23 protein-coding genes are annotated in these 21,930 nt (G+C 42.5%); 7 read left to right on the top strand and 16 right to left on the bottom strand.

What is annotated here, in order from left to right; translation table 11 throughout:
• Nucleotides 1-15 precede the first annotated feature (15 nt).
• The 7 genes from pstA to AAHT65_RS19930 form a co-directional block, all read right to left on the bottom strand.
• Nucleotides 16-900 (bottom strand): phosphate ABC transporter permease PstA, encoded by an 885-nt coding sequence (gene pstA, locus AAHT65_RS19900; protein WP_010789219.1) that lies wholly within the window; start codon nucleotides 898-900, stop codon nucleotides 16-18.
• Nucleotides 900-1,829, bottom strand: a complete 930-nt coding sequence (gene pstC / locus AAHT65_RS19905) for a phosphate ABC transporter permease subunit PstC (RefSeq protein ID WP_004429534.1) — start codon at nucleotides 1,827-1,829, stop codon at nucleotides 900-902. The genes pstA and pstC overlap by 1 nt, the downstream gene beginning before the upstream one ends.
• A 68-nt stretch (nucleotides 1,830-1,897) precedes the next feature.
• Nucleotides 1,898-2,800, bottom strand: coding sequence for a phosphate ABC transporter substrate-binding protein (locus AAHT65_RS19910; protein ID WP_088117587.1), 903 nt, complete (start codon nucleotides 2,798-2,800; stop codon nucleotides 1,898-1,900).
• Nucleotides 2,801-2,954: 154 nt separating this feature from the next.
• The gene (gene pbpA / locus AAHT65_RS19915) at nucleotides 2,955-5,099 is read right to left on the bottom strand and encodes a penicillin-binding protein 2A (RefSeq protein WP_343310710.1); all 2,145 of its coding nucleotides are present in this window, start codon (nucleotides 5,097-5,099) and stop codon (nucleotides 2,955-2,957) included.
• Nucleotides 5,100-5,212: 113 nt separating this feature from the next.
• Nucleotides 5,213-6,505, bottom strand: coding sequence for an MFS transporter (locus tag AAHT65_RS19920; protein ID WP_004429531.1), 1,293 nt, complete (start codon nucleotides 6,503-6,505; stop codon nucleotides 5,213-5,215).
• 118 nt (nucleotides 6,506-6,623) lie between these two features.
• Nucleotides 6,624-7,232: a superoxide dismutase SodA gene (gene sodA, locus AAHT65_RS19925; protein WP_061669984.1), complete on the bottom strand. Its 609-nt coding sequence runs from the start codon at nucleotides 7,230-7,232 to the stop codon at nucleotides 6,624-6,626.
• 179 nt (nucleotides 7,233-7,411) lie between these two features.
• The gene (locus AAHT65_RS19930) at nucleotides 7,412-7,894 is read right to left on the bottom strand and encodes a DUF456 domain-containing protein (protein WP_004429529.1); all 483 of its coding nucleotides are present in this window, start codon (nucleotides 7,892-7,894) and stop codon (nucleotides 7,412-7,414) included.
• A 180-nt stretch (nucleotides 7,895-8,074) separates the two neighbouring features.
• Between AAHT65_RS19930 and AAHT65_RS19935 the strand changes: the two genes are divergently transcribed.
• The 3 genes from AAHT65_RS19935 to ispG all read left to right on the top strand — a co-directional run bounded on the left by AAHT65_RS19935 (nucleotide 8,075) and on the right by ispG (nucleotide 10,471).
• The gene (locus AAHT65_RS19935; protein WP_004429528.1) at nucleotides 8,075-8,836 is read left to right on the top strand and encodes a DUF1189 domain-containing protein; all 762 of its coding nucleotides are present in this window, start codon (nucleotides 8,075-8,077) and stop codon (nucleotides 8,834-8,836) included.
• A gap of 95 nt (nucleotides 8,837-8,931) precedes the next feature.
• On the top strand, nucleotides 8,932-9,234 hold the full coding sequence (locus AAHT65_RS19940; protein WP_088117589.1) for a LysM peptidoglycan-binding domain-containing protein: 303 nt from the start codon (nucleotides 8,932-8,934) through the stop codon (nucleotides 9,232-9,234).
• Between the two features lie 133 nt (nucleotides 9,235-9,367).
• Nucleotides 9,368-10,471: a flavodoxin-dependent (E)-4-hydroxy-3-methylbut-2-enyl-diphosphate synthase gene (gene ispG / locus AAHT65_RS19945; protein WP_170316254.1), complete on the top strand. Its 1,104-nt coding sequence runs from the start codon at nucleotides 9,368-9,370 to the stop codon at nucleotides 10,469-10,471.
• 38 nt (nucleotides 10,472-10,509) lie between these two features.
• On the opposite strand, the gene AAHT65_RS19950 is transcribed toward ispG, so the two are convergent.
• Nucleotides 10,510-10,890, bottom strand: coding sequence for a DUF308 domain-containing protein (locus tag AAHT65_RS19950; protein WP_087941812.1), 381 nt, complete (start codon nucleotides 10,888-10,890; stop codon nucleotides 10,510-10,512).
• Between the two features lie 132 nt (nucleotides 10,891-11,022).
• Here AAHT65_RS19950 and AAHT65_RS19955 point away from each other — a divergent pair, with 132 nt between their 5' ends.
• Entirely contained in the window at nucleotides 11,023-11,604 is a 582-nt protein-coding gene (locus tag AAHT65_RS19955; protein ID WP_088117590.1) for a hypothetical protein, read from the top strand.
• A 54-nt stretch (nucleotides 11,605-11,658) separates the two neighbouring features.
• Here AAHT65_RS19955 and AAHT65_RS19960 read toward each other — a convergent pair whose 3' ends face one another.
• Nucleotides 11,659-12,096: a Fur family transcriptional regulator gene (locus AAHT65_RS19960; protein ID WP_004429523.1), complete on the bottom strand. Its 438-nt coding sequence runs from the start codon at nucleotides 12,094-12,096 to the stop codon at nucleotides 11,659-11,661.
• Between the two features lie 153 nt (nucleotides 12,097-12,249).
• Nucleotides 12,250-13,131, bottom strand: a complete 882-nt coding sequence (locus AAHT65_RS19965; RefSeq protein WP_088117591.1) for a YitT family protein — start codon at nucleotides 13,129-13,131, stop codon at nucleotides 12,250-12,252.
• A 116-nt stretch (nucleotides 13,132-13,247) separates the two neighbouring features.
• Between AAHT65_RS19965 and AAHT65_RS19970 the strand changes: the two genes are divergently transcribed.
• Nucleotides 13,248-13,502, top strand: a complete 255-nt coding sequence (locus tag AAHT65_RS19970) for a DUF2624 domain-containing protein (protein ID WP_004429521.1) — start codon at nucleotides 13,248-13,250, stop codon at nucleotides 13,500-13,502.
• A 27-nt stretch (nucleotides 13,503-13,529) separates the two neighbouring features.
• Here AAHT65_RS19970 and AAHT65_RS19975 read toward each other — a convergent pair whose 3' ends face one another.
• Together AAHT65_RS19975 and AAHT65_RS19980 are read right to left on the bottom strand one after the other, a co-directional pair.
• Complete coding sequence (locus tag AAHT65_RS19975; protein ID WP_004429520.1) at nucleotides 13,530-14,423, bottom strand: deoxyribonuclease IV; 894 nt, start codon at nucleotides 14,421-14,423, stop codon at nucleotides 13,530-13,532.
• Between the two features lie 9 nt (nucleotides 14,424-14,432).
• The gene (locus tag AAHT65_RS19980) at nucleotides 14,433-15,749 is read right to left on the bottom strand and encodes a DEAD/DEAH box helicase (RefSeq protein WP_035175206.1); all 1,317 of its coding nucleotides are present in this window, start codon (nucleotides 15,747-15,749) and stop codon (nucleotides 14,433-14,435) included.
• A 172-nt stretch (nucleotides 15,750-15,921) separates the two neighbouring features.
• Between AAHT65_RS19980 and vrrA the strand changes: the two genes are divergently transcribed.
• Together vrrA and AAHT65_RS19990 are read left to right on the top strand one after the other, a co-directional pair.
• Nucleotides 15,922-16,599, top strand: a complete 678-nt coding sequence (vrrA, locus tag AAHT65_RS19985) for a VrrA/YqfQ family protein (RefSeq protein WP_088117592.1) — start codon at nucleotides 15,922-15,924, stop codon at nucleotides 16,597-16,599.
• 124 nt (nucleotides 16,600-16,723) lie between these two features.
• Complete coding sequence (locus AAHT65_RS19990; RefSeq protein ID WP_004429516.1) at nucleotides 16,724-17,668, top strand: 4-hydroxy-3-methylbut-2-enyl diphosphate reductase; 945 nt, start codon at nucleotides 16,724-16,726, stop codon at nucleotides 17,666-17,668.
• Nucleotides 17,669-17,689: 21 nt separating this feature from the next.
• Here AAHT65_RS19990 and AAHT65_RS19995 read toward each other — a convergent pair whose 3' ends face one another.
• The 4 genes from AAHT65_RS19995 to rpoD form a co-directional block, all read right to left on the bottom strand.
• Entirely contained in the window at nucleotides 17,690-18,811 is a 1,122-nt protein-coding gene (locus tag AAHT65_RS19995; RefSeq protein WP_088117593.1) for a Nif3-like dinuclear metal center hexameric protein, read from the bottom strand.
• Nucleotides 18,804-19,454 (bottom strand): tRNA (adenine(22)-N(1))-methyltransferase TrmK, encoded by a 651-nt coding sequence (gene trmK, locus AAHT65_RS20000; RefSeq protein WP_231104906.1) that lies wholly within the window; start codon nucleotides 19,452-19,454, stop codon nucleotides 18,804-18,806. Before trmK ends, AAHT65_RS19995 begins: the two co-directional genes overlap by 8 nt.
• Nucleotides 19,455-19,992: 538 nt before the next feature.
• Nucleotides 19,993-20,355 carry a cytochrome c550 gene (gene cccA, locus AAHT65_RS20005; protein ID WP_004429509.1) on the bottom strand — a complete coding sequence of 121 codons (363 nt, stop codon included), beginning with the start codon at nucleotides 20,353-20,355 and terminating at the stop codon, nucleotides 19,993-19,995.
• A gap of 324 nt (nucleotides 20,356-20,679) precedes the next feature.
• Nucleotides 20,680-21,801: an RNA polymerase sigma factor RpoD gene (rpoD, locus tag AAHT65_RS20010; RefSeq protein ID WP_004429506.1), complete on the bottom strand. Its 1,122-nt coding sequence runs from the start codon at nucleotides 21,799-21,801 to the stop codon at nucleotides 20,680-20,682.
• Nucleotides 21,802-21,930 lie beyond the last annotated feature (129 nt).

Raw genomic sequence — 21,930 nt, forward strand, 5'->3', positions numbered from 1 at the left:
AAATCGCCCTCTCCTCTAGTTTGCCGTAAGCTTTTTATAAATAAATGATCCGAGCCATCTTGCCGCCAGGTTGAAAAACAGGACAGAAATAACCAGCACTGCTGACCCTCCGTTAGCGATCGCTTCAGCATCTGGGATGATCCCTTGGGTGTTCACATTCCAAATATGCACTGCAAGCGTTTCAGCCGGTCTGAAAATATTGAAAGGCGATGTTTCTGAAAATGGATTCCATTCCGTAAAATTGAGGCGAGGCGTCGTAAGGCCGGCTGTGAATAATAATGCCGCCGCTTCGCCAAACACCCTGCCGGACGCTAAAATCGCACCTGTAATGATAGATGGAATGGCACTTGGCAGTAAAACCGTTTTAACTGTATGCCATCTTGATACGCCTAAAGCGAGCGACGCTTCTTTCAAATCCTTAGGAACTGAACGAACCGCGTCTTCTGTGACACGAACCATCACTGGCAAATTAAAGACGGTTAAAGCAAGTGCGCCGCCGATAATTGTATACCCCCAGCCCGTCAGATTGACAAACATCAATAATCCGAACATACCGATCACAATAGAAGGAAGCGATGACAGCACTTCAATACACGTTCTGATAAAATCCGTCAATTTGTTTTGAGGCGCATATTCCGCCATGTACACACCGCCGCCGACACCGAGCGGAATCGTAATCAGCATGGTAATAAACAAAATATAGAAAGAGTTAAACAGCTGGTCGCGTATACCGCCTCCCGCCGCAATGGCGCTTGATTTTGTCGAGATGAAATCAAAGCTGAGCTGAGAAACGCCGTTTATAAGAATATAAGAAAACAGCCCCACAAGGATGGCCGCAATGATCGCGGCGCATAAACCGAATACACCTGTCGCAATTCTGTCCGTCAATTTGCTGTTCATTACAATTTCCTCCTAGATGACAAGTAACGTATGAGCAGAATAAATAGAAACGACATCACAAGAAGAACTAGTCCCATTGACCACAGCGTATTGTTTTCCACGCTTCCATAAGTGGTATGACCCATATTCAGGGTAATAATCGTTGTCAAAGTTCCTGCTGTATCAAGCAGGCTCTCAGGCAAAATTCTCGTATTACCAATAACCATCTGCACAGCGAGTGCTTCTCCGAACGCCCGCGCCATGCCCAGCACCACCGCAGTCATCAAAGTGGGAAAGGCTGCAGGTACAAGCACTTTTCTGATCGTCTGCCATCTTGTTGCACCGAGCGCATATGAGCCTTCTCTGAGACTTTTCGGAAGCGAGGCCATCGCATCAGCCGAAATTGATGTGATCGTCGGCAGAATCATCACTGACAGCACAATTGTACCGGCCAACAAGCTATGCCCTGTTCCGCTTGTTTTAAATGCAGCGATAAACGGCACCAATACTGTAAGACCTATGAATCCATAAACAACAGAAGGAATGCCGACTAGAAGTTCAATCACCGGCTGCAGCACTTTCTTTCCCCAATTCGGCGCGATTTCCGTCATGAAAATAGCACCGGCTATGCCGAGCGGAGCAGCAATAAGGGCGGAAAGAACTGTCACCGCAAATGAACCGAAAATAAACGGCAGCACCCCAAACTGAGGCTCGGTATTCGTTGGGTTCCAATTCAGGCTCGTTAAGAATTCAATTGGGCTTACACCATTTACAAGAAAAGATTGCAGCCCCTTTACGCCAAGGAAAATGGTAATCGCTATCGACGCCGCAATCATGATAAGCGCACAGGCGGTCACGATCATTCTTCCCCGGACTTCATCCAGTTGCCGGTTTTGCCTTGAGCTGATTAATCTTTCGCTCACAGACCATTTTTCTCTATTGTTTATCATCTATGACACTCCTATGAATGTGTTAAGAGGGGAAGCGGGTGATCCGCACTCCCCTTTTTTGTGTTTAATCAGCTTTGCTTTCCGCTTGCATCACGGGTCACTTTCATATCTGTGACCGGAATATAACCTTGATCTGTTACAATGCTTTTTTGAATCTCTTCACTTTTTAGGTAATCAAGAAACTTTTTCGCCAGCCCTTCTGCTTCACCCTTTGTGTAAGAGTGCTGATAAGCCCAGATCGTGTACTCGCCTGTCATGACATTTTTCGCTTCTGGTTTGACGCCGTCGATCGCAAGAGGTGTTACTTTGTCATCTGTTAAATATGAGAATGCCAGATATCCGATAGCTCCCGGAGTATCAGCAATGATTTTTTTGACCGTGTTGGAAGAATCCTCTGTAATTCCTTCAGCAGGCTCAGCCTCGTCAAGCGCATATTTCACAAATGTAGCGCGTGTTCCTGAAGAATCAGGACGGTTCACAAGAGTAATCTTTTGGTCCTTGCCGCCAAGCTCTTTCCAGTTTTTGATTTTTCCTGTAAAAATGTCTTTTAACTCTTTTTTAGAAATATCTTTCACGCCTGTGTCAGGGTTTACAGCCGCTGCCATACCGACGACTGCCACTTGATGGTCTTTAAGCGCTTTTGCGTCGATGCCTTCTTTTTCTTCAGCGAACACATCAGAATTTCCGATTTGAACAGCCCCTTCAGACACTTGAGAAAGTCCTGTACCAGACCCTCCGGCCTGCACCTGGACATCTGCTTCCGGATTTTCTTCCATAAATTTCTCTGCCGCTGCAAGTATTAACGGCTGCATGGCCGATGAACCAGAAATGGTTAAAGAACCAGATGCCTTTCCTTCTCCGCTTGCAGACCCGGTATTTGACTTTTCACTCTCTCCCGCATTTCCGCATGCTGCTGCAATCATCATAAAAGCAGCCATAAGAAGCATGAGCACCAACTTGTTTTTTTTCATTTCTTGAATTCCCCCTGCGTATAATGTGTAATTTGTCCTACATGTATAGCGTAAAGGTTGAGTGTGAAAAGCGTTTTAAACGAATGTAAAGGTTTTGTAAATACGTGTGTTTTTTTGTATACAAAAAAACGCCCACACATGTGGGCGTTCTGTTTTAATGATTTGAAGATGTTGAGCTTTGCGCCTCTTCTTCAATTTTATTTTTGTTTTTTTGCTGAGTGTTGTCGTCTTCTTGTTTTGATTTCAGTTCGAAATATTTATCTAATACTTCTCGTCCGATTTCATTCGTAATGGAATATCTGTCACTATAGTTAACATAGGCCCAAGGAACGACTACCGAAATGGCTATCTCCGGGTTGTCTGCAGGTGCATAGGCAACGAGTGTTGTATTATAAGTACTTTCGCCTGTTTTTGATTTATTTGGACCATCATAGAAAGATTGCGCTGTACCAGTTTTGCCTGCCGGACTATATTTTGCCGACGCAAATTGGCTTGCTGCTGTTCCCTTTGTCATGACCCGTTTAAAGCCGGCTTGAACTTCTCCGATCTCATCACTGCTCATATTTACTTTATTTAAAACTTGAGGCTGAACAGATTCCACTACAGCTCCGATGCCTTTTTGAGCATCCGGCTCTCTTACTTCTTTCACGAGCTGAGGCTTCAAACGATATCCTCCATTTGCAATGGTGGACACGTATTGCGCCATTTGGAGCGGTGTATACGTATCATACTGTCCGATAGCAAAGTCAAGCAAAAGCCCTGATTGTCTCTTAGTACCTTGATAACCGGTTGCTTCATTCGGCAGATCAATTCCGGTTTTTACTCCTAAGCCAAACTGACTAAAATTATAACGGAATGTATCGAAGGCTTTTGTGTCCAACGGCAATGATTGACCGCTTTTATATTCACCCTTACCGATCGCAATTGCTGTTTTAAACATAAATACGTTTGACGATTGTTCAAGTGCTCTTTGAATGCTGACAGGGCCTAAATTCGTCCAAGATTTTTTAGGGTTGGAACCCTTAATTAGAATCGGTTCATCTTGGAATACAGTGTTTAAATTGATCGCACCTGTTTGCAGCCCTGTTAACACAGTCGCACCTTTAACAGAAGACCCCATTGCATAGGAAGAAGTCATAGCGCCTAAAGCATAATCGTCGATTTTATATTTACCATTTTGATTGGTAATTTGTTTACCTGCCATTGTCAAGACTTCACCGTTTCTCGGATCCATCATGACCACAAATGCGCGATCCAATAATTCAGTGCTTGCTCTTGCTTTGGCCGATTTCAAATTTTTCTCAATAATTTTTTCGACTGATTTTTGCAAATCAATATCAATTGTAAGCACCAAGTCCTTGCCGGCTTTGCCTTCTGAAATGGTTTTTTTGCCGGTGACGTTGCCGGAAGAGTCTGTCATATTTTGCACTTTCTCTTTTTGTCCTTGAAGAACATCTTCATATTGATATTCTAAATAACTTTTGCCGACCCTGTCATTTCGGCTGTAGCCGAGTGACAAATAATGTTCAAGAAGGCTTGAAGGAAGCCCTTCATTTGAACTGGATACACTGCCAAGCAATGTACGCAGCAAACTTTTATACGGATAATCCCGTTCCCAGTCTGAGGTAACATCTACCCCTGGCAATTCTTCCAAATGTTCACTTACGACAGACATCTCCTTGGCAGTCACATCTTTGTTTTTGATATATTGAGGCGTCAATGAATAGCCTGAATCCATCTGCCTTTTTATGGCAAGTATCTGCATATCTTCATCTGTCAGTTCGTTCAGTTGTTTATCGGTAATACGCTTCAGGTGAATCTGGTATAAATCATCGTCAGAAAGCAATTTATCTTCAACTTTTTTTCTTTCTTTAGCTGTAATGAGTTTTTTCGCTTCTTTCGGTCTCGTCAGAATCCAATAATCCTTTTTGTCCCGTTCTGTGACCTTTTCAGTATCCACTTTAATCATACCTGCAAGTTTTTTCGCAATTTTTAAACGCTGCGCTTGTGTCGTTGAGGTAGATCTTGTGTATGTAATCGCATTTAACGCTTTGTTGGTCACAATTGAATTCAGGTTTCGATCGTAAATTTTCCCTCTTGGCACAGCTGAACTGACATCCACTTCTTCCTGCTTGCTTGCTTCATTTTTATAATCTTCACCCATAACGATTTGCTTGATGCCAAGCTCTACAATAATCCAAGTGAAAATGATGAATGCAAGCAAAAATAAAATGTTCAGCCGAATCGGCAGAGACTTCTTTTTCTCATTATGTTGTTTTTTCGGTTTACTTCTTCTCATGACATCACCTTTTCTTTATTACAGAAAGAAATGACACTCAAGTAAGAGTGCCATAGATTATTCTAAAGGTTTTTTCGACTTTTTTCTACAGATAACCCTTTTTTCACGAATTATTATCTTTCTCCTTTTAAAAGGTTCGGTTCTGCCACTCGTTTTTGACCGTCTTCTGCCATCGTTTCTTCAGCCGGGTCCGGTTCTGTGAATCTGATGTCTTTGACGAAGTAATAAATCAGTGTATGCCCCGCTCCGAGCAATGCAAGGGACACCGGGATTCCCACATCGTCTTTTAATAATGAGACGATAATGAGAAAAAATAGAATCGACACAATTCTGCCTGCATTTAAAAACAATTCTCTCAGCACAATATATTCAATTCTCGCCTTTCGTGCATGCCTCGCCCGTCCGATGACATCATAGGTAAGGGATAAATAGGGAACGAGAAGCAAGGGATATCCAATTGCGATAAAAACGCCGTAGGTGAGCAAGGTCGTGAAGCTCATATGGAAAAGGATGAGAAACAGCGCTCCATACAGCACCAGTCCTCCTACAAGTATTGCCTTTTTTCTTGCCTTCTTTTTGATCAGCCTTGACACAAAATAGTAGGCAAAAAAGGAAACAGCTGAATTAACAAGCCCAAAGGTACCAAGCGCCAATTCACTGTTTGTTGCAATAAAAACAAACACACTGATTAAAAAAACAAAAATTCCCTCTCTCAAGCCTTGAAAAAAATGCGCATTTGTAATTTTGCGCCAATTCATATTCGTATGGCGTTCAGCAAATACTTTTTTCAGCATAAAACGGCCTTTTGACTCTCTCCGTTTCAGAAAGAAGCTCATGACTACAGCGAGTGCAAATAAACTGAGGGAAAGGCTGAAAATGACCGTATATCCTGTATTATTTTCAAATCTTGAGATCACAAAACCTGCAACAATCGGCCCAATCATCCCCGCCGTCGATGATAAAATTCCCAGAAAACCATTGAAAAAATCTCTCGTATCAGGCTCTGTGATTTCAAAAGTCAGCACATTAAATGCAAGCCAATAAAAACCGTAGCCTACACCAAGGACTGCCCCGATCAGCACCAGCCGGGAAGCGGCCGTTTCACCCGCCAACAGCACCGTTAAATAAAATCCGGCTAAAAAGATCACGCCAAATCTAAGGATAAACACCCTGTCTATTTTCTTAGCCAACCGTCCGGCTAATAAAAAGGTGAATGGCTGCATCGTCACAATTGACAGATTATAGATGGCCAAATCAACGAATTTTCCTGATTGCTTCCAAAGGTACACATTCACAAATGTATTAGAAAGCGCAATACCTAATGAGTAAAGTCCTCCAATGGTAAGCAGCAGCAGTAAGCCTTTGTTTACTTCTACGTTGCCAATTACTTTTTTTAGTTTGCTCATCACTGACTCCCCTTTACTCTCCATAGTTTGTCTAAACTAAAACTCAGATATGTAAAAAGGAGAGAAAGTTCCACACAAAAAAACAAGACCCGTAAAGGGCCTTGTTTCATTTAATCCTTTATTTTGCTTCGCTGTAAAGACGGGCAACCTCATCCCAATTGACAACATTCCAGAAAGCGGAGATGTAATCAGGACGGCGGTTTTGGTAGTTAAGGTAGTAAGCGTGCTCCCATACATCAAGACCTAAAACCGGAGTTTTCCCTTCAGAAAGCGGAGAATCTTGGTTTGGCGTGCTAGTGATTTCAAGCTTGCCATTGTTTACTACAAGCCATGCCCAGCCAGAACCGAAACGGCCTGTTGCCGCAGCTCCGAACTGCTCTTTGAATTTGTCAAAGCTTCCAAATTCACTTTTGATTGCCTCTGCAAGATCTCCTGTCGGCTCGCCGCCGCCATTTGGAGATAAAAGTGTCCAGAACAATTTGTGGTTGGCATGTCCGCCGCCATTGTTGCGTACAGCAGTGCGGATGTTTTCCGGCACAGCGTTAAGGTCAGCTACAAGCTCTTCAACAGATTTGTTTGCAAGAGCAGTATTTCCTTCAACCGCTTTGTTCAAGTTTGTAACATAAGTGTTATGGTGCTTCGTATGGTGAATATTCATTGTTTCCTTGTCGATATGCGGTTCTAACGCATCGTAAGCATAAGGTAATTCTGGAAGTTCGTAAGCCATGATAAATTCCTCCTTAATATTATATGTACTGAAATGCCGCTATCAAGCGAGCCTTTCTTCATTCAGATTATCAAAAGAAAGGCGCGTTATCAATGAAAAAGCTCATAAAAGGTCATTTCAGCAGGCATACTTCACTTTAACCGTTAAGACTTGTTACTAAACCTGTTGTTTTTGCTTTTCTATAGAACAGTCCATAAAAAATACCCGATCATGATTAGCTGAATGACGCCCTTTGCCAGGACACTCGTTAAAAACCCGATCAGTGATCCCAAGCCGATTTTGAATGCGGCCTTTATATCTTTCTGATGAACGATAAGCTCAGCTGCGACCGCGCCGATAAACGGTCCCAAAATGATACCTGCTACAGGAATGACAAATGGTCCGATTAATAAGCCAATCGTGCTTCCCCAAATCGCCGCCCTGCTGCCCCCGAATCTTTTAACCCCCAGCAAATTGGATACATAGTCTGCTGCGAATAAAACAGCGGCAAATACGGCTTCCACAAGCCAAAACATATAGGAATAAGGACTGAACGTAAACAAAAATCCATATAGAACAAATCCTGCAACAATAAACACGACACTCGGGATGATAGGGTACACAAGCCCGATAAATGCGATAACAAATACAACAGCTATGATCAGCCAATATAAAATATCCATAAAATCTCCTCTTTCCGCGGATTTATCTATCCGCTCTAAGCTTATTATGTATTATTCCTTATCTTGGTGCTGGTAACCTTCACTTTAAAATCGGCTTACAATAATAGATCTTCCTTGTGTTCATGCGGTGTGAACGATACAATAAGCAACATATATCAGTATAGCTAGGAAGTGAAGGTTTTGAATTTATTTAAGCTTTTTGTCAAAAGTACATACTCTCCCAAGGATATCGCAAAGACAAGATTCCAAGGGATAGGGAAGGCGATTCTTTATGTTTTCCTTCTTTCGCTCCTTTTTACACTCCCGAGCGCTTATTATTTAAGCTCCGGAACTGTGAAATCAATGAACGGGTTTAAATCCGTTTTACAAGATGATTTCCCCGATTTTACGATTTCAAACGGCAAACTGCAAACCGATGAAAAAAAATCCACGGAATCACAGGCGAATGGATTTGTCATTGTATTTGATCCCACTGACGCATACGGCACAGAACAAATCGAGGCAAAGCAAAATGCTATCGGCATTTTGAAAGACAAATTTGTCTTGGCAATCGACGGCCAGGCGACAGAAATGAATTATTCATTGCTCCCTTCTGAATTGACGAAAAAGGATGTCATGTCCGCATTACATCAAAATAAAACAATGATTGTGACCGTGCTTTCTGTCTTATTGTTTCTCATGACTGCCGTGGGTAAATTTATAGAAGTTTCTTTCCTTGGCTTGATCGGGCTCATCATGAAAAACGCCCAAAGAAAACAGCTGTCCTATCCGCAGCTATGGAAACTTTCTGCTTATTCGATTACCCTTTCAACCATTTTCTTTACCATTATGAGAGCATTGGAAGCTTCTGTGCCAAGTGAATTTTTTGTTAATTGGTTTGTAAACTTTGTGATCCTCTTCCTCGTCTTAAAAGAGATACCGTCAAAGAAAACAGCCGTTTAGTCTGAGACTGTCCCGTACAGTCTCTTTTCTTTTGTCATGAAGGAAAAGGGACAAGCATACAATGAAGTAAAATTCGTATGCGGGAGGCAAAAAACATGAAGCGTCTCATCTTTCTATTCAGCAGTATATTTGTCATCTTTATTATATTTTACGATGTAAAAATAGGAACCATTCCCTTTCAGGACCTCCCTGTTTATGCAGTGTCAGCAAAAACTTCTGAACAAGAAGCGGCGTATAAAACGGTTACAGTGAAAAAGGGTGACACGGTCATGTCAATTGTCGGAAATGCGGGCTCGCCGGAAGAGATTGTGAGGGATTTCGAAGCGCTGAATCCAAACGTAAAAGCAAGCAGCATTCAAGCCGGAACAGCGTATAAATTCCCCGTATATCGCAACTAAAACGTTAATTTCTTGTCAGTTCGGCGAATACACTGTTACAATATAATTTGTAAATCAAAATCACACAGACCATATCAGGACTGGATTCAATAAGCGGTAACTACAATTAAGGAGCGATTGACAAGTGAGTGAAATCACCCATCGTACAAAAACGCGTCCCGTCAAAGTGGGACCTTTAACAATAGGCGGAAATAATGAAGTTGTCATACAAAGCATGACAACAACAAAAACACATGATGTAGAAGCAACAGTAGCGGAGATTAACCGATTGGCAGAAGCGGGATGCCAAATCGTGCGGGTCGCATGCCCTGACGAGCGTGCGGCTAATGCGATTGCCGATATCAAAAAACAGATATCCATTCCGCTTGTTGTCGATATCCATTTTGACTACAAGCTTGCCTTAAAAGCGATAGAAGGCGGAGCAGATAAGATCCGGATCAACCCTGGGAACATCGGCCGCCGTGAAAAAGTCGAAGCTGTTGTGAAAGCAGCAAAAGAAAAAGGAATTCCTATTCGAATCGGCGTTAACGCAGGTTCTCTGGAAAAACGCATTTTAGAAAAATACGGCTATCCGACAGCAGACGGAATGGTCGAAAGCGCGCTTCACCATATTAAAATCCTTGAAGATCTGGATTTTCACGATATTATCGTCAGCATGAAAGCGTCCGATGTGAACCTTGCGATTGAAGCATATGAAAAGGCATCAAGAGCTTTCGATTATCCGCTTCACCTCGGTATTACAGAGTCAGGAACATTGTTTGCCGGCACAGTTAAAAGCGCGGCAGGCCTCGGAGCTATCTTAAGTTTGGGTATCGGTAACACTGTGCGTATCTCATTAAGCGCCGATCCGGTGGAAGAGGTAAAAGTAGCACGAGAATTGTTAAAATCTTTCGGGCTTGCTTCAAATGCGGCCACCCTTATTTCGTGTCCGACTTGCGGACGGATTGAGATTGATTTAATCAGCATTGCAAACGAAGTGGAAGACTACATTTCAAAGGTAAAAGCACCGATTAAAGTAGCTGTTCTCGGCTGCGCCGTAAACGGTCCGGGAGAAGCAAGAGAAGCTGACATCGGTATTGCCGGTGCCCGCGGGGAAGGACTTCTGTTCCGCAAAGGCGAAATTGTACGCAAGGTTCCCGAAGAAACAATGGTTGAGGAACTGAAAAAAGAAATTGACAAACTTGCCGAGGAACATTATGCAAAACTCGAAGCTGAAAAATCGAAATTAAATGCTTAGACACAAAAAGCTTGACGGAAACCCGTCAAGCTTTTGCTTTAGAAAAACGGAATAATAAATATTCCCAGCACAAGTGATATTACGCCAATTCCCATTGCCCAGCCGCCTAAGCTGGTTGCGCCTCTTCTTCGTGCGATATAGCCGACGATGATTCCAGCCGCCCCTAACAGCACAGGAAGGACAAACAAGGAAATAATGGATAGAGCTAAGGCAATAAATCCAATGCCTCGCCCTTCATTGGCTCCTGCATTATTCTCATCACGGTCACCGACGCGGTCTGATGCGCGGTAAGGCTCCGCAATTTCAGCAGAAGTTTCTTCTAAATAACCGTCATCATGGGTAATGTTCGTGCCCTCTGAGCCATGATCGACATAATAATTATTACCTTCACGTTTTTCGTAGTCGTATGCCACCTTCAATTCCCCCTTGTCTTTTATTAAAGGAGCTTTTATAGTTTAAGCAATTTCTTCTGTTTCATGTTTGCTAAACTTTTCTGGTAATGTTAATTGTTTATGTTACACTTGAAAGTATGAAAATAAAGGAGTGTGGGCATGTTACGCTTAGGAATAGATATTGACGGCACCATCACGGCTCAAGATACATTTGTCCCTTATTTAAACCACTCGTTTAACCTTTCTATTTCATTAGACGATATGACGGACTATGATCTGACAAAGCTGCTGAATATTACAACCGAAGAATTTTGGGACTGGATGAATCGCAATGAAGCGATGATATATAAAGAAGCCATGCTCGCGCAGTACGCAAAACAATCGCTTGATAAACTGAAAGAAGAGCACTCTTTGATCTATATTACAGCACGGCGGAACCATTTGACTGATGTCACCTATGAGTGGTTCGGTAGCCGGGATATTCACTATGACCATATTGAGCTTGTCGGCGGGCACAACAAGGTAGAAGCTGTGAAAAAGCATGACATTGACTTATTTTTTGAAGATCATCACGGTAATGCGACGATGATAGCAAAAGAAGCCAATATTCCGGTTATTTTGTTCAATTCCCCCTATAATCAGCTCCCCATCGATTCGAATATCATCAGGGTGAATAACTGGCTTGACGCCGTTCACTGGATAAATGAAAACAAACACAGTTTATTACGTGTGAAAAGCTGACAAAGCAGGAGCCGAAAAAATAAGGCTCCTGCTTTTTTTAAAAAATAAAAACCCTTACGCTGAAGGGTTTTCCGCATTTTTTTGTTCGCATCCCGGGCACTTGCCGTATATCTCAAATTTGTGGCCGCTGATTTCATAGCCTTCCAAATCGTCGTTAAGTTTGTCCATCGGGCATGATTCAATCTCTTTCGTCTTTCCGCATTCTAAACAAATAAAATGATGATGATGATGCGTGTATGAACACTTAAATCTAAAAAGCTTTTCACCGGAAAGCTCAGTCGTTTCCAAAATGCCCAGCTCTTCATATAATGAAAGGTTTCTGTATATTGTATCAAAGCTCAGACCGGGATAATCGTCATTTAATGCAGCCAAAACGTTTTTAGCAGTAAGATATCTGTCCGAATCAGCGAAAAGCTGAAGCATATCTTCCCGTTTGCTTGTATATTTATATCCTTTTTCTTTCAGCAAGTTAAGTGCTTCTTGTACGTTCATGGAGGGTCCCCCTTGTCACTTTGAAAGAACGTATGTTTATGCTCAATCAATCCGATTTTCCAAAAAAGAAAATGGCAGCTGTCAAATCAGCAAGCCATCTCTTTATGTCGTATATAAATTATACCTATAAAATTAATAAAAGTAAATGAAAGCCTAATGGATAGCGGTTTTGAATTTGCCGCCTCTTGTTTCATGAGTATTCATAATAGTTATAAATGCATTTTTGTCAATTTCAAAGACGATGGATTTCAGCTTGGTTACTTCAAGCCTTGTGACAACAGCATATATGACTTCCTTCGTTTCATCGGTATAACCGCCCTTGCCCTGCAGTTTGGTTGTCCCCCGTCCAAGCCGGTGCAAAATGGCGTCTGATATTTCAGCATATTGTTCTGCCACAATAATGACCGCTTTTGTTTCATCAAGTCCTTGAATAACGGCATCTATTGTTTTCATAGCAATATAATAGGTCATGAAGGAATACATCGCCTGTTCCGGGCCAAACACAAAACCGGCCCAAATAAAGATGAACACGTTAATGAGCATAACGAATTCGCCGACTGAAAATGGCAATTTTTTCGTCAGGAGGATGCCGAGTATCTCTGTGCCATCCATTGATCCCCCGAATCGAATCACCAGACCGACACCGAAGCCAAGCAAAAGCCCTCCAAAAACTGTAGCCAAAATTGGCTGTGTTGTAACGGCATCTACATGGTGAAGCGAAGATTCGATAACCGCTAACCCTACAATTCCAATAACGGTGGAAACCAAGAATGTCTTTCCGATATATTTATAACCAAAAATCATAAACGGAATGTTTAGCACTACGACAAAAATAGCGAAATTAAGGATGGGGGTGGCCATAAAGAGGTGGTCTAAAATAAGCGATATTCCGATGATGCCTCCGTCAATGAAGTTATTAGGGACCAAAAACAGTTCAATACTTACCGCCGCTGAAGCAGCTCCGATCAAAATCATAATGACTCTGAAAAGGAAATGAATGAATGATTCTTTCTTATGTTGTTTTGTTGAGGTCATAAAATCTCCTTCCTGAAAATAACTATTAAAAATAGATTATGAATCTATTTTACCATTAAAAGCTGGAACGTTTTACTGATTTGCCCATACATTATTCCTGAGAGGTGGAATGTTCGATGATTTTATTTCAAAAAATTATTCTGCAGCGGCTGAACCAAGTGACTGCGGAGGATTTACTCAAGTATTCAAAGCAATACGGAATCAGTCTCACCAGAACACAAGCGGCTGAAGTCGCAAACCTTATGAACGGTAAAAACATAAACATTTTTGATGATCAGGAACGCTTGCAGCTGCTGAAACAGGTTGAAAACATTACATCAAAAGAAACTGCAAATACAGTTAATGAACTTTTCAAACAATTCACAAGCTAAAGAGGGGGAGATTCACTCCCCCTTTATTTATTGCTCTGCTATTTTTTCCAGCAATCCCTCATCAAATTGCTTTTCCTTCAGCATTTGAATCTCGAATCGGTATGGAGGTTTTTTATTCTTCTTATCTTCCCCTACATACGGCGTTTCCAGGATTTTCGGTATATCTGAAAGCTGATCATGATGCACCACATATTGCAAAGCGTCGAATCCGACTTCACCGAAGCCGATGTTTTCATGACGGTCTTTTTTCGCACCTCTGACATTTTTGCTGTCATTAATGTGAAGCACTTTTATTCTGTCGATTCCGACAATCTTATCAAATTCATTAAGAACGCCGTCAAAATCATGAACAACATCATAGCCTGCATCATGCGTATGGCATGTATCAAAGCAGACGGACAGATGCTCATTATGAGTGACACCGTTTATAATTTGGGCAAGCTCTTCAAAACTCCGGCCGCACTCAGAACCTTTGCCGGCCATCGTTTCCAAAGCGATCTGCACCTTTTGATTCGGATCAATCACTTCGTTTAAGCCTTCAATGATCTTTTGAATACCTACATCAGCCCCCGCTCCCACATGAGCGCCTGGGTGAAGCACAATTTGTTTTGCTCCGATCGCAGCTGTCCTTTCGATTTCCGAACGCAGAAAGTCAACGCCAAGCTCAAATGTTGCCGGGTTGGTCGTATTCGCAATATTGATGATGTAAGGCGCATGAACGACAATATCGTCAATGCCGTTTTCTTTCATGTGCGCCTGGCCTGCCTCTATATTGAGGTCTTCAATTTTTTTACGGCGCGTATTTTGCGGTGCGCCTGTATAGATCATAAATGTGTTTGCCCCATAAGAGACAGCTTCTTGGCTTGCGGCAAGAAGCATGTGTTTTCCGCTCATTGAGACATGTGAACCTATTTTCAACAACCGGTTTCCCTACTTTCCTCTTTTAGATTGCTGTCTTCTTTGTTTTTTTCTTATTTTCTCCATCTCATAACTCATTTTCTTTTTATAGCCCGGTTTTACTTTTTTCGGCTTTTTCACAAGGCGCTGTGCCATTTCGTCAGCTTCGTTCGGCGTCTTTTTACGGTTTTTACGGCGCTGGCGGTCGTCGCCTTTTTTCCATTCGCCTTTTTCAAGCTCAACATACTCAAATACGATGCCCATTTTCTCCAGTTTGACAAGCGCATCCTCATCAGACAGCTCATAAATCGTCATCGCTTGGCCTGAAGATCCGGCGCGCGCCGTTCTTCCTACACGGTGAACATAAAAATCAAGATCATCCGGCAGCTCATAGTTGATAACGTGGCTCACACCCTTAATATCAATCCCTCTAGCCGCAAGGTCTGTCGCGATGACATATGTGAACTCCAGATCGTTAATCTGCTTCATTACTTTTTTACGCTCACGAGGCGTCAGCCCGCCGTGAAGAAGACCTATTTTCATCCCTTTGCCTGTTAAGTATGAAGCAATATGGTCCGCCGTATTTTTTGTATTGGCAAATACAATGCCAAGATACGGATTTTGATGGGACATGATGTCAAAGAGCAACTTGTCCTTATCGCGGTGTTTTGAAGGGATGAGAACATGCTCAATCTTTTCTGCAGTGATTTGCTTCGGCTCCACATGTGCGTATTTCGGATTTTCCATATACTTTTTCAAGAAAGGCTTCAGTTTTTCAGGAATCGTCGCGGAGAAAACAAGCATTTGCAAATCTTCCGGCATACGTGATCCGATATAATCAACATCAGCTATAAAACCCATATCAAGCATTAAATCTGCCTCATCAATAACAAGTGATTTAGCCTTATAAACGTTTAACGCCTGCTCTTTTATTAAATCAGCAATCCGTCCCGGGGTTCCGACAACCAGATGTGGCTGTGTCTTCAGCTTATCAATTGATTTTTGTTTATCCGTGCCTCCGATAAAGCATTTCGAACGGATAGAATCGTCTGTCATGCTTTCTGTAATTTTCAGCGCTTCCTGATGAATCTGGTTGGCAAGCTCTCTTGTCGGAGCCGTAATAACGACCTGAACAACGTCCTTATTCGGATCAATTTCATTTAACAAAGGCAATAAATAAGCGTGAGTCTTTCCTGTACCGGTCTGAGATTGCCCAATCACGCTTTCTCTTTTTAACACAGCAGGTATCAGCCTTTTTTGAATATCAGTCGGCTCATAAAAACCAAGGCGATGTACGGCATCTATAATAAACGGTTTCAGATCATACAATTCAAATTTTGTTTCTTTCATTTTTCCCAGCTCCTTAAAGCGGCACATTATGTGTCCATCATCACATTATACCCGATTTGGCTTAAAAACACCATGTTTGTCAGGAGCTTGTTTTACGCTCTCTCGAAAAAAAGCAAATACAGTCTCACATGCATATTGTAGTAGCAGGGAGAGTTTGAAAGGAGGTACAAGTATGTTTTCACAGCAACAGCCAATGAGAAATATGCGTCAGCCGGGACCGCCAAACCGGTCCGCTCCTAACCAGCGCATGATGGGCGGAAGACCGCCCGCAATGCGACAGCCTTCATTTTCCGGCCAGCAGCAAGGTTTCCAGCCCCCTCGCCAGCCATTTCCCCAGCAGCCGGGAATCGAATCCAGAAATGGCTTAGGGGGAGGATTAAAGGGCATGTTGTCCAGGTTTTTGCCGGGTGCAGGAGGTACAGGGGCGCCCGGGGCAGCGGCAGGCGGAGGCGCCGGTTTTCAAGGCATTCAGAATCTGGCCAATCCGGCGTCGCTATCCAGCATGCTCGGCAATGTCCAAAAAGTGCTCGGCATGGCTCAGCAAGTCACTCCCATGATTCAGCAGTATGGCCCATTAGTGCGAAACCTGCCGGCCATGATGAAGCTGTACAGCCAATTGAGCAGCAATGATGACGAAACAGAAGAAGCAGACGGAAAAGAAGCCGAGACGAATGAAACAGATATACCTGACGAAACAGAGACGGTGAAAAAAACGAGCCCAGTTCCCGCAAAACCAAAAGCAAAATCTGCTCCGGCGCCGGCCTCTAAGAAAAAAGAAGTGTCTCCCTCTCCGGTCTCCGCTCCTGTCAAAAGAACGTCAGGCAGTTCAAAGCCAAGATTATATATTTAACATTCTTTGATATCTGAACTAAGATTGGCTATAATAGAGATCAGAAGAATGCAAGAATAAAGCCGTTTAATTACGGCTTTTTATATTGCCTCTCACTCACTTCTGAATAGGAGGACAACCAAAAATGGACGTAGTTAAAATTTCGCCGCGCGGCTATTGCTATGGCGTTGTAGATGCCATGGTCATCGCTAAAAACGCAGCGCTTGATAAAAACTTACCCAGACCAATCTATATACTCGGAATGATTGTTCATAATAAACACGTTACAGATGCGTTTGAAGAGGACGGGATTTACACGCTGGACGGAGCTAACAGATTAGAAATATTAAAGCAGGTAGACAAAGGCACCGTCATTTTCACGGCGCACGGCGTTTCTCCGGAAGTCCGGAGAATAGCAGAAGAAAAAGGCTTAGTCGCAATTGACGCAACATGCCCGGACGTCACGAAAACCCATGATTTAATTTTAAAAATGAAAGCGGAAGGCTACCATGTCATCTATATCGGCAAAAAAGGCCATCCGGAGCCTGAAGGAGCGGTAGGCGTCGCGCCAGATATTGTTCACCTCGTTGAAACCGAAGAGGATGTCCAAAATCTTGATATTCAAGCAGAAAAATTAATCGTAACAAACCAAACGACAATGTCTCAATGGGATGTTCATGACATCATGGAGCTTGTAAAGGATAAATACCCCCATGTTGAATATCACCAGGAAATTTGTCTGGCTACACAGGTCCGCCAAGAAGCCGTATCAGAACAAGCAAAAAAAGCAGACTTAACAATCGTTGTTGGAGATCCAAAGAGCAACAACTCAAACAGGCTCGCACAAGTGTCCGAAGAAATTGCCGGAACGAAAGCCTACCGCATCGGCGACTTAAGCGAATTAAAGCTGGAGTGGCTTCAAGGTGTAAATACTGTAGCAGTAACCGCTGGCGCTTCTACGCCAACACCTATTACGAAAGAAGTCATTCGCTTCTTAGAACAATTTGATCATCAGGATGAATCGACATGGACAGTTCAGCATAACGTCCCGCTGCAAAAAATCTTACCAAAAGTAAAAGCAAAAAACTGAGGCCCTTACGCCTCAGTTTTTTTATAAAAATGTAAACGGATTTGTATCTGTCTCAGACACAAAAATATGAACATTATAATTTTTCTCTGCGCACATCGCAGTCAGCGTTTTCACAACGCCCTCTTTCATGATTTTTTCAGCATAGTGACCGGGATCAATAACATTAAGCCCCATCATCATCGCATCATGCGCAACATGAAAATACAGATCTCCTGTTACGTAAACATCCGCGCCTTTTCGTTTTGCCTCGTAAATGTATTTATTGCCGTCTCCTCCGAGAACAGCCACCTTTTTCACTACACTCTCAGAATCCCCTACCATGCGGACTCCGTTTACTTGCAGCTTCTCTTTTACAAACAAGGCAAATTCCTGAAGCGTCATATTATCTTTCAGTTTTCCGATCCGGCCAAGCCCTTTTTCTATCGCGGCCTGTTCCACATGATAAATATCATAAGCAACCTCTTCATATGGATGGCTTTTGATCATGGCTTTTATTACAGATTTTTCTAAACTTGCAGGAAAAACGGTCTCAAGCCGGACCTCATGAACCAGTTCAAGCTCTCCAACCTCACCGATAAACGGCTCTGCACCGTCCAGCGGCTTGAAGCTTCCGATTCCCTCCGATGAAAACGCACAATGGCTGTATTCGCCGATGTGTCCTGCCCCGGCGTTTCCAAGGGCGGTTCTGACCTTCTCTTCGTACTCCTTCGGCACATATACGACCAGCTTTTTAAGCGGATCTGAATATGTCGGCACCAGCACTTCGGAATTCTCCAGCTCCAAAGCCTCAGCGAGCAAATCGTTCACTCCGCCGTCCGCTACATCCAGATTCGTATGGGCCGCATATACAGCAATATCATGTTTGATACATTTCTCAATCAGCCTACCGCCAGGCTGATCTGTCGAGATATGCTTAAGCGGTCTGAAAATAGGCGGATGATGGGCAATAATCACATCAACATTTTTTTCAATCGCTTCGTCTACCACACTTTCCAGCACATCAAGCGTGACCATCACGTTTTTCACCGGTTTATTCAAAGTGCCGATCTGCAATCCAATTTTGTCTCCCTCAACCGCAAACGCCTTCGGAGAAAATTGTTCAAACAACTGGATGATTTGCTGACCGTTTACTGTTTTATCCATGTCCGATGACCTCCTTTAACAATTCAATCCGTTTTGTGAGTTCTGCTAATTTTTGTTTGTTGTGCCCGGACTGCGCAGCACGGCTGATCTGCTCATGAATTTTTTCAGTATGTTCAAGCTCTTGAGTCCATTTTTTCATAAATACTGCATTCTTTTCTTTTGCTAAAAAAGGACCGACAAGCATTCCGGCTTCAAAAGAAAATCCTTCGTAAGCTGCATCTTTGTCTCCCGCTTCGGCGGCAAGCACTTCATAGCACTTCCCATCCTCCTCAAGAATCATCTCACTCACGAGAGCATAGCCTTCCTTATAGAGCCACTCTCTAATATGGATGGCATGAATATTCGGCTGCAAAATAAGCCGCTCTTTTCCTGTCAGCTTATCTTTGCCAGACTCTAAAATATGAGCGATCAAAGAGCCTCCCATTCCGGCAATCGTAATTGCATCAACCTCACCTTTTTGAATCACTTCCAGCCCGTCCCCCTGCCTCACTGAGATATGGGAGCTTAAGTTTAATTTCTCAACCTGCTGTTTTGCAGAAAGAAAAGGGCCGTCGGTAATTTCCCCGGCAATTGCGCGGCTTGCTATATGATTCAGCACAGCATAACAAGGAAGGTAAGCGTGGTCAGAACCGATATCCGCAATCACTGCTCCGTCCGGTATGTTTTCCGCTACTGTCTGCAATCTTTTTGATAATTTCATTTCATTCATTGTTATCACAACTTTTCTCAATCATTTTTTCCTTTACTATCATATAAAAAAACAGCCGGGAATCCAAGCTGAGCGAATGATTTTCGTTTATTTCTTTACTCTAATGTGTTTTCTCATTGTAAAAGGGGCTTTTTATGGGTTGTGTTTCTATAGTCTATGCCTTTCAAAAGAACACCCTTAACAAAGGAAGTTCCAAATTTAAACTAAAGAATATGTTTTTCTTTCTTTACTATTTCTGCTTTATCTAGAAGCGTTTTTTTGGTAAGTACCCCTCAAACCTCGCACGTGAATTGGTAAGAGCGTCACATCCCACTTCCCTTTCTCACCTTTATAGCGAAATTTCGAATGATCATAATTTCGATCATAGTTTACAACAAACCAAAAGGGAAGTACTGATTTTCTATTAGAAGGCAAAAATAAAAGGCTGTCGAGAGAATCTCGGCGGCCTGACAGATATAGCTTTAAATTTTAGTTATTTAATATTAGACACCCAATCTGCCATTTCATCCAGCTTCTCGGCAGGTACGAGTCCTGACGGCATTCCGTTGCCGCCTTTTTCAATTTTTGTTTTTATTTCAGCAACATCTTTTTTATCTCCCACGCCTTTCAAACTCGGCCCTGAGACACCTTCATAGTTTTCACCGTGGCATGAGATACAGTTGGCCTTGTATATCTCTTCCGGTGAAGCGTTTGCAGTTTCCTTCTCGGCAGACTTGTTTTCCCCTCCGCCTGCAATCTCCTTGGCGTCGCCGAGCCCCTTTACGGATAAAAAGAAAGTGAGCCCTATCCCTAAGACAGCAATCAGCAAAAATGGAATAAGCGGATTCCGTTTCATTTTCCATCCCCCTTTATCATCTTCCCCTATGTAAACAATTCTAATTCTAACTTAATTTTACAAAAAGTAAATGGATCAAGGCGCAAAAATTTCGTTATTCACACTTTATACAAAAAAGACAACAATCTTTTTGTTTTGTCCGATTTCCCTTTTATTCTATTGTATAATTTATTGTATACGCTTACAATAAGAAATGTGGGCATCTTTTTGAATTTTTAGTAAAATGTTCATTTGCAAACGGAGTCATTATTCAGTAAAATAAAGGTATATTATCCATATATCTTTTTGGCAAAAAAAGAACGGATCATTCAGACCCGTTCCACTCTATTCTAGAAAATCCTTCAGACGTTTACTTCTGCTAGGATGTCTTAATTTACGAAGCGCTTTTGCTTCAATCTGACGAATACGCTCTCTCGTTACTCCAAATACCTTGCCTACTTCTTCCAACGTTCTTGTGCGTCCGTCATCAAGCCCGAAACGAAGGCGCAATACATTTTCTTCACGATCCGTTAACGTATCCAGCACATCTTCCAGCTGTTCTTTTAAAAGCTCATACGCCGCATGATCTGAAGGTGAAGTCGCCTCCTGATCTTCGATGAAATCGCCAAGATGAGAGTCATCTTCTTCACCGATCGGTGTCTCTAAAGATACCGGCTCTTGAGCTATTTTTAAGATTTCACGCACTTTTTCAGGTGTAAGATCCATGTCTTCTGCGATTTCTTCCGGTGTCGGCTCTCTTCCTAAGTCTTGCAGGAGCTGGCGCTGCACACGGATTAATTTATTGATGGTTTCAACCATATGAACAGGGATACGAATCGTTCTTGCCTGATCGGCGATAGCGCGTGTAATTGCCTGCCTGATCCACCACGTAGCATACGTACTGAATTTATATCCTTTACGATAGTCGAACTTTTCAACGGCTTTCATCAGACCCATATTGCCTTCTTGGATCAGATCAAGGAAAAGCATTCCGCGTCCTACATATCGTTTGGCGATGCTGACAACCAATCGTAAGTTAGCCTCTGCCAATCTGCGCTTGGATTCTTCATCACCCTCTTCAATTTTTTGAGCGTAGGTGATTTCTTCTTTAGCAGAAAGAAGATTTACCCGACCAATTTCCTTCAGGTACATACGGACTGGATCATTAATTTTTACACCAGGCGGTACACTGAGGTCATTGAGGTCAAATTCTTCTTCGGCTTTGGCAAGCTGCTGAATATTAGGATCTTCTGTTTCTTCATTTTCACTAATTAATTCAACACCTTGTTCTCCTAAAAATTCATAATACTCATCCATTTGGTCTGATTCAATTTCAAAGCTGGACATACGCTCGGCGATTTCTTCATATGTCAAAACGCCACGTTTTTTACCGGCTTCAGTCAGCTGGTCTTTTACTTGGTCAATTGTTAATTCTGTTTCTGTTTCGTGGGTTTGTTTATCAGCCATTATGGATCCCTCCTTCCAAAGCTTGCAACGAATTCTAAAAGCGGTATTTTTCTTATTCAGTCATTCAGGCGTTTTCTATATGATCAGCCATAAGAAATGTTCGAATAATGAAATGACAATTCATGATGA

This window comes from Bacillus atrophaeus (assembly GCF_039519175.1).
In the GTDB taxonomy this organism is placed as follows: Bacteria; Bacillota; Bacilli; order Bacillales; family Bacillaceae; genus Bacillus; species Bacillus atrophaeus.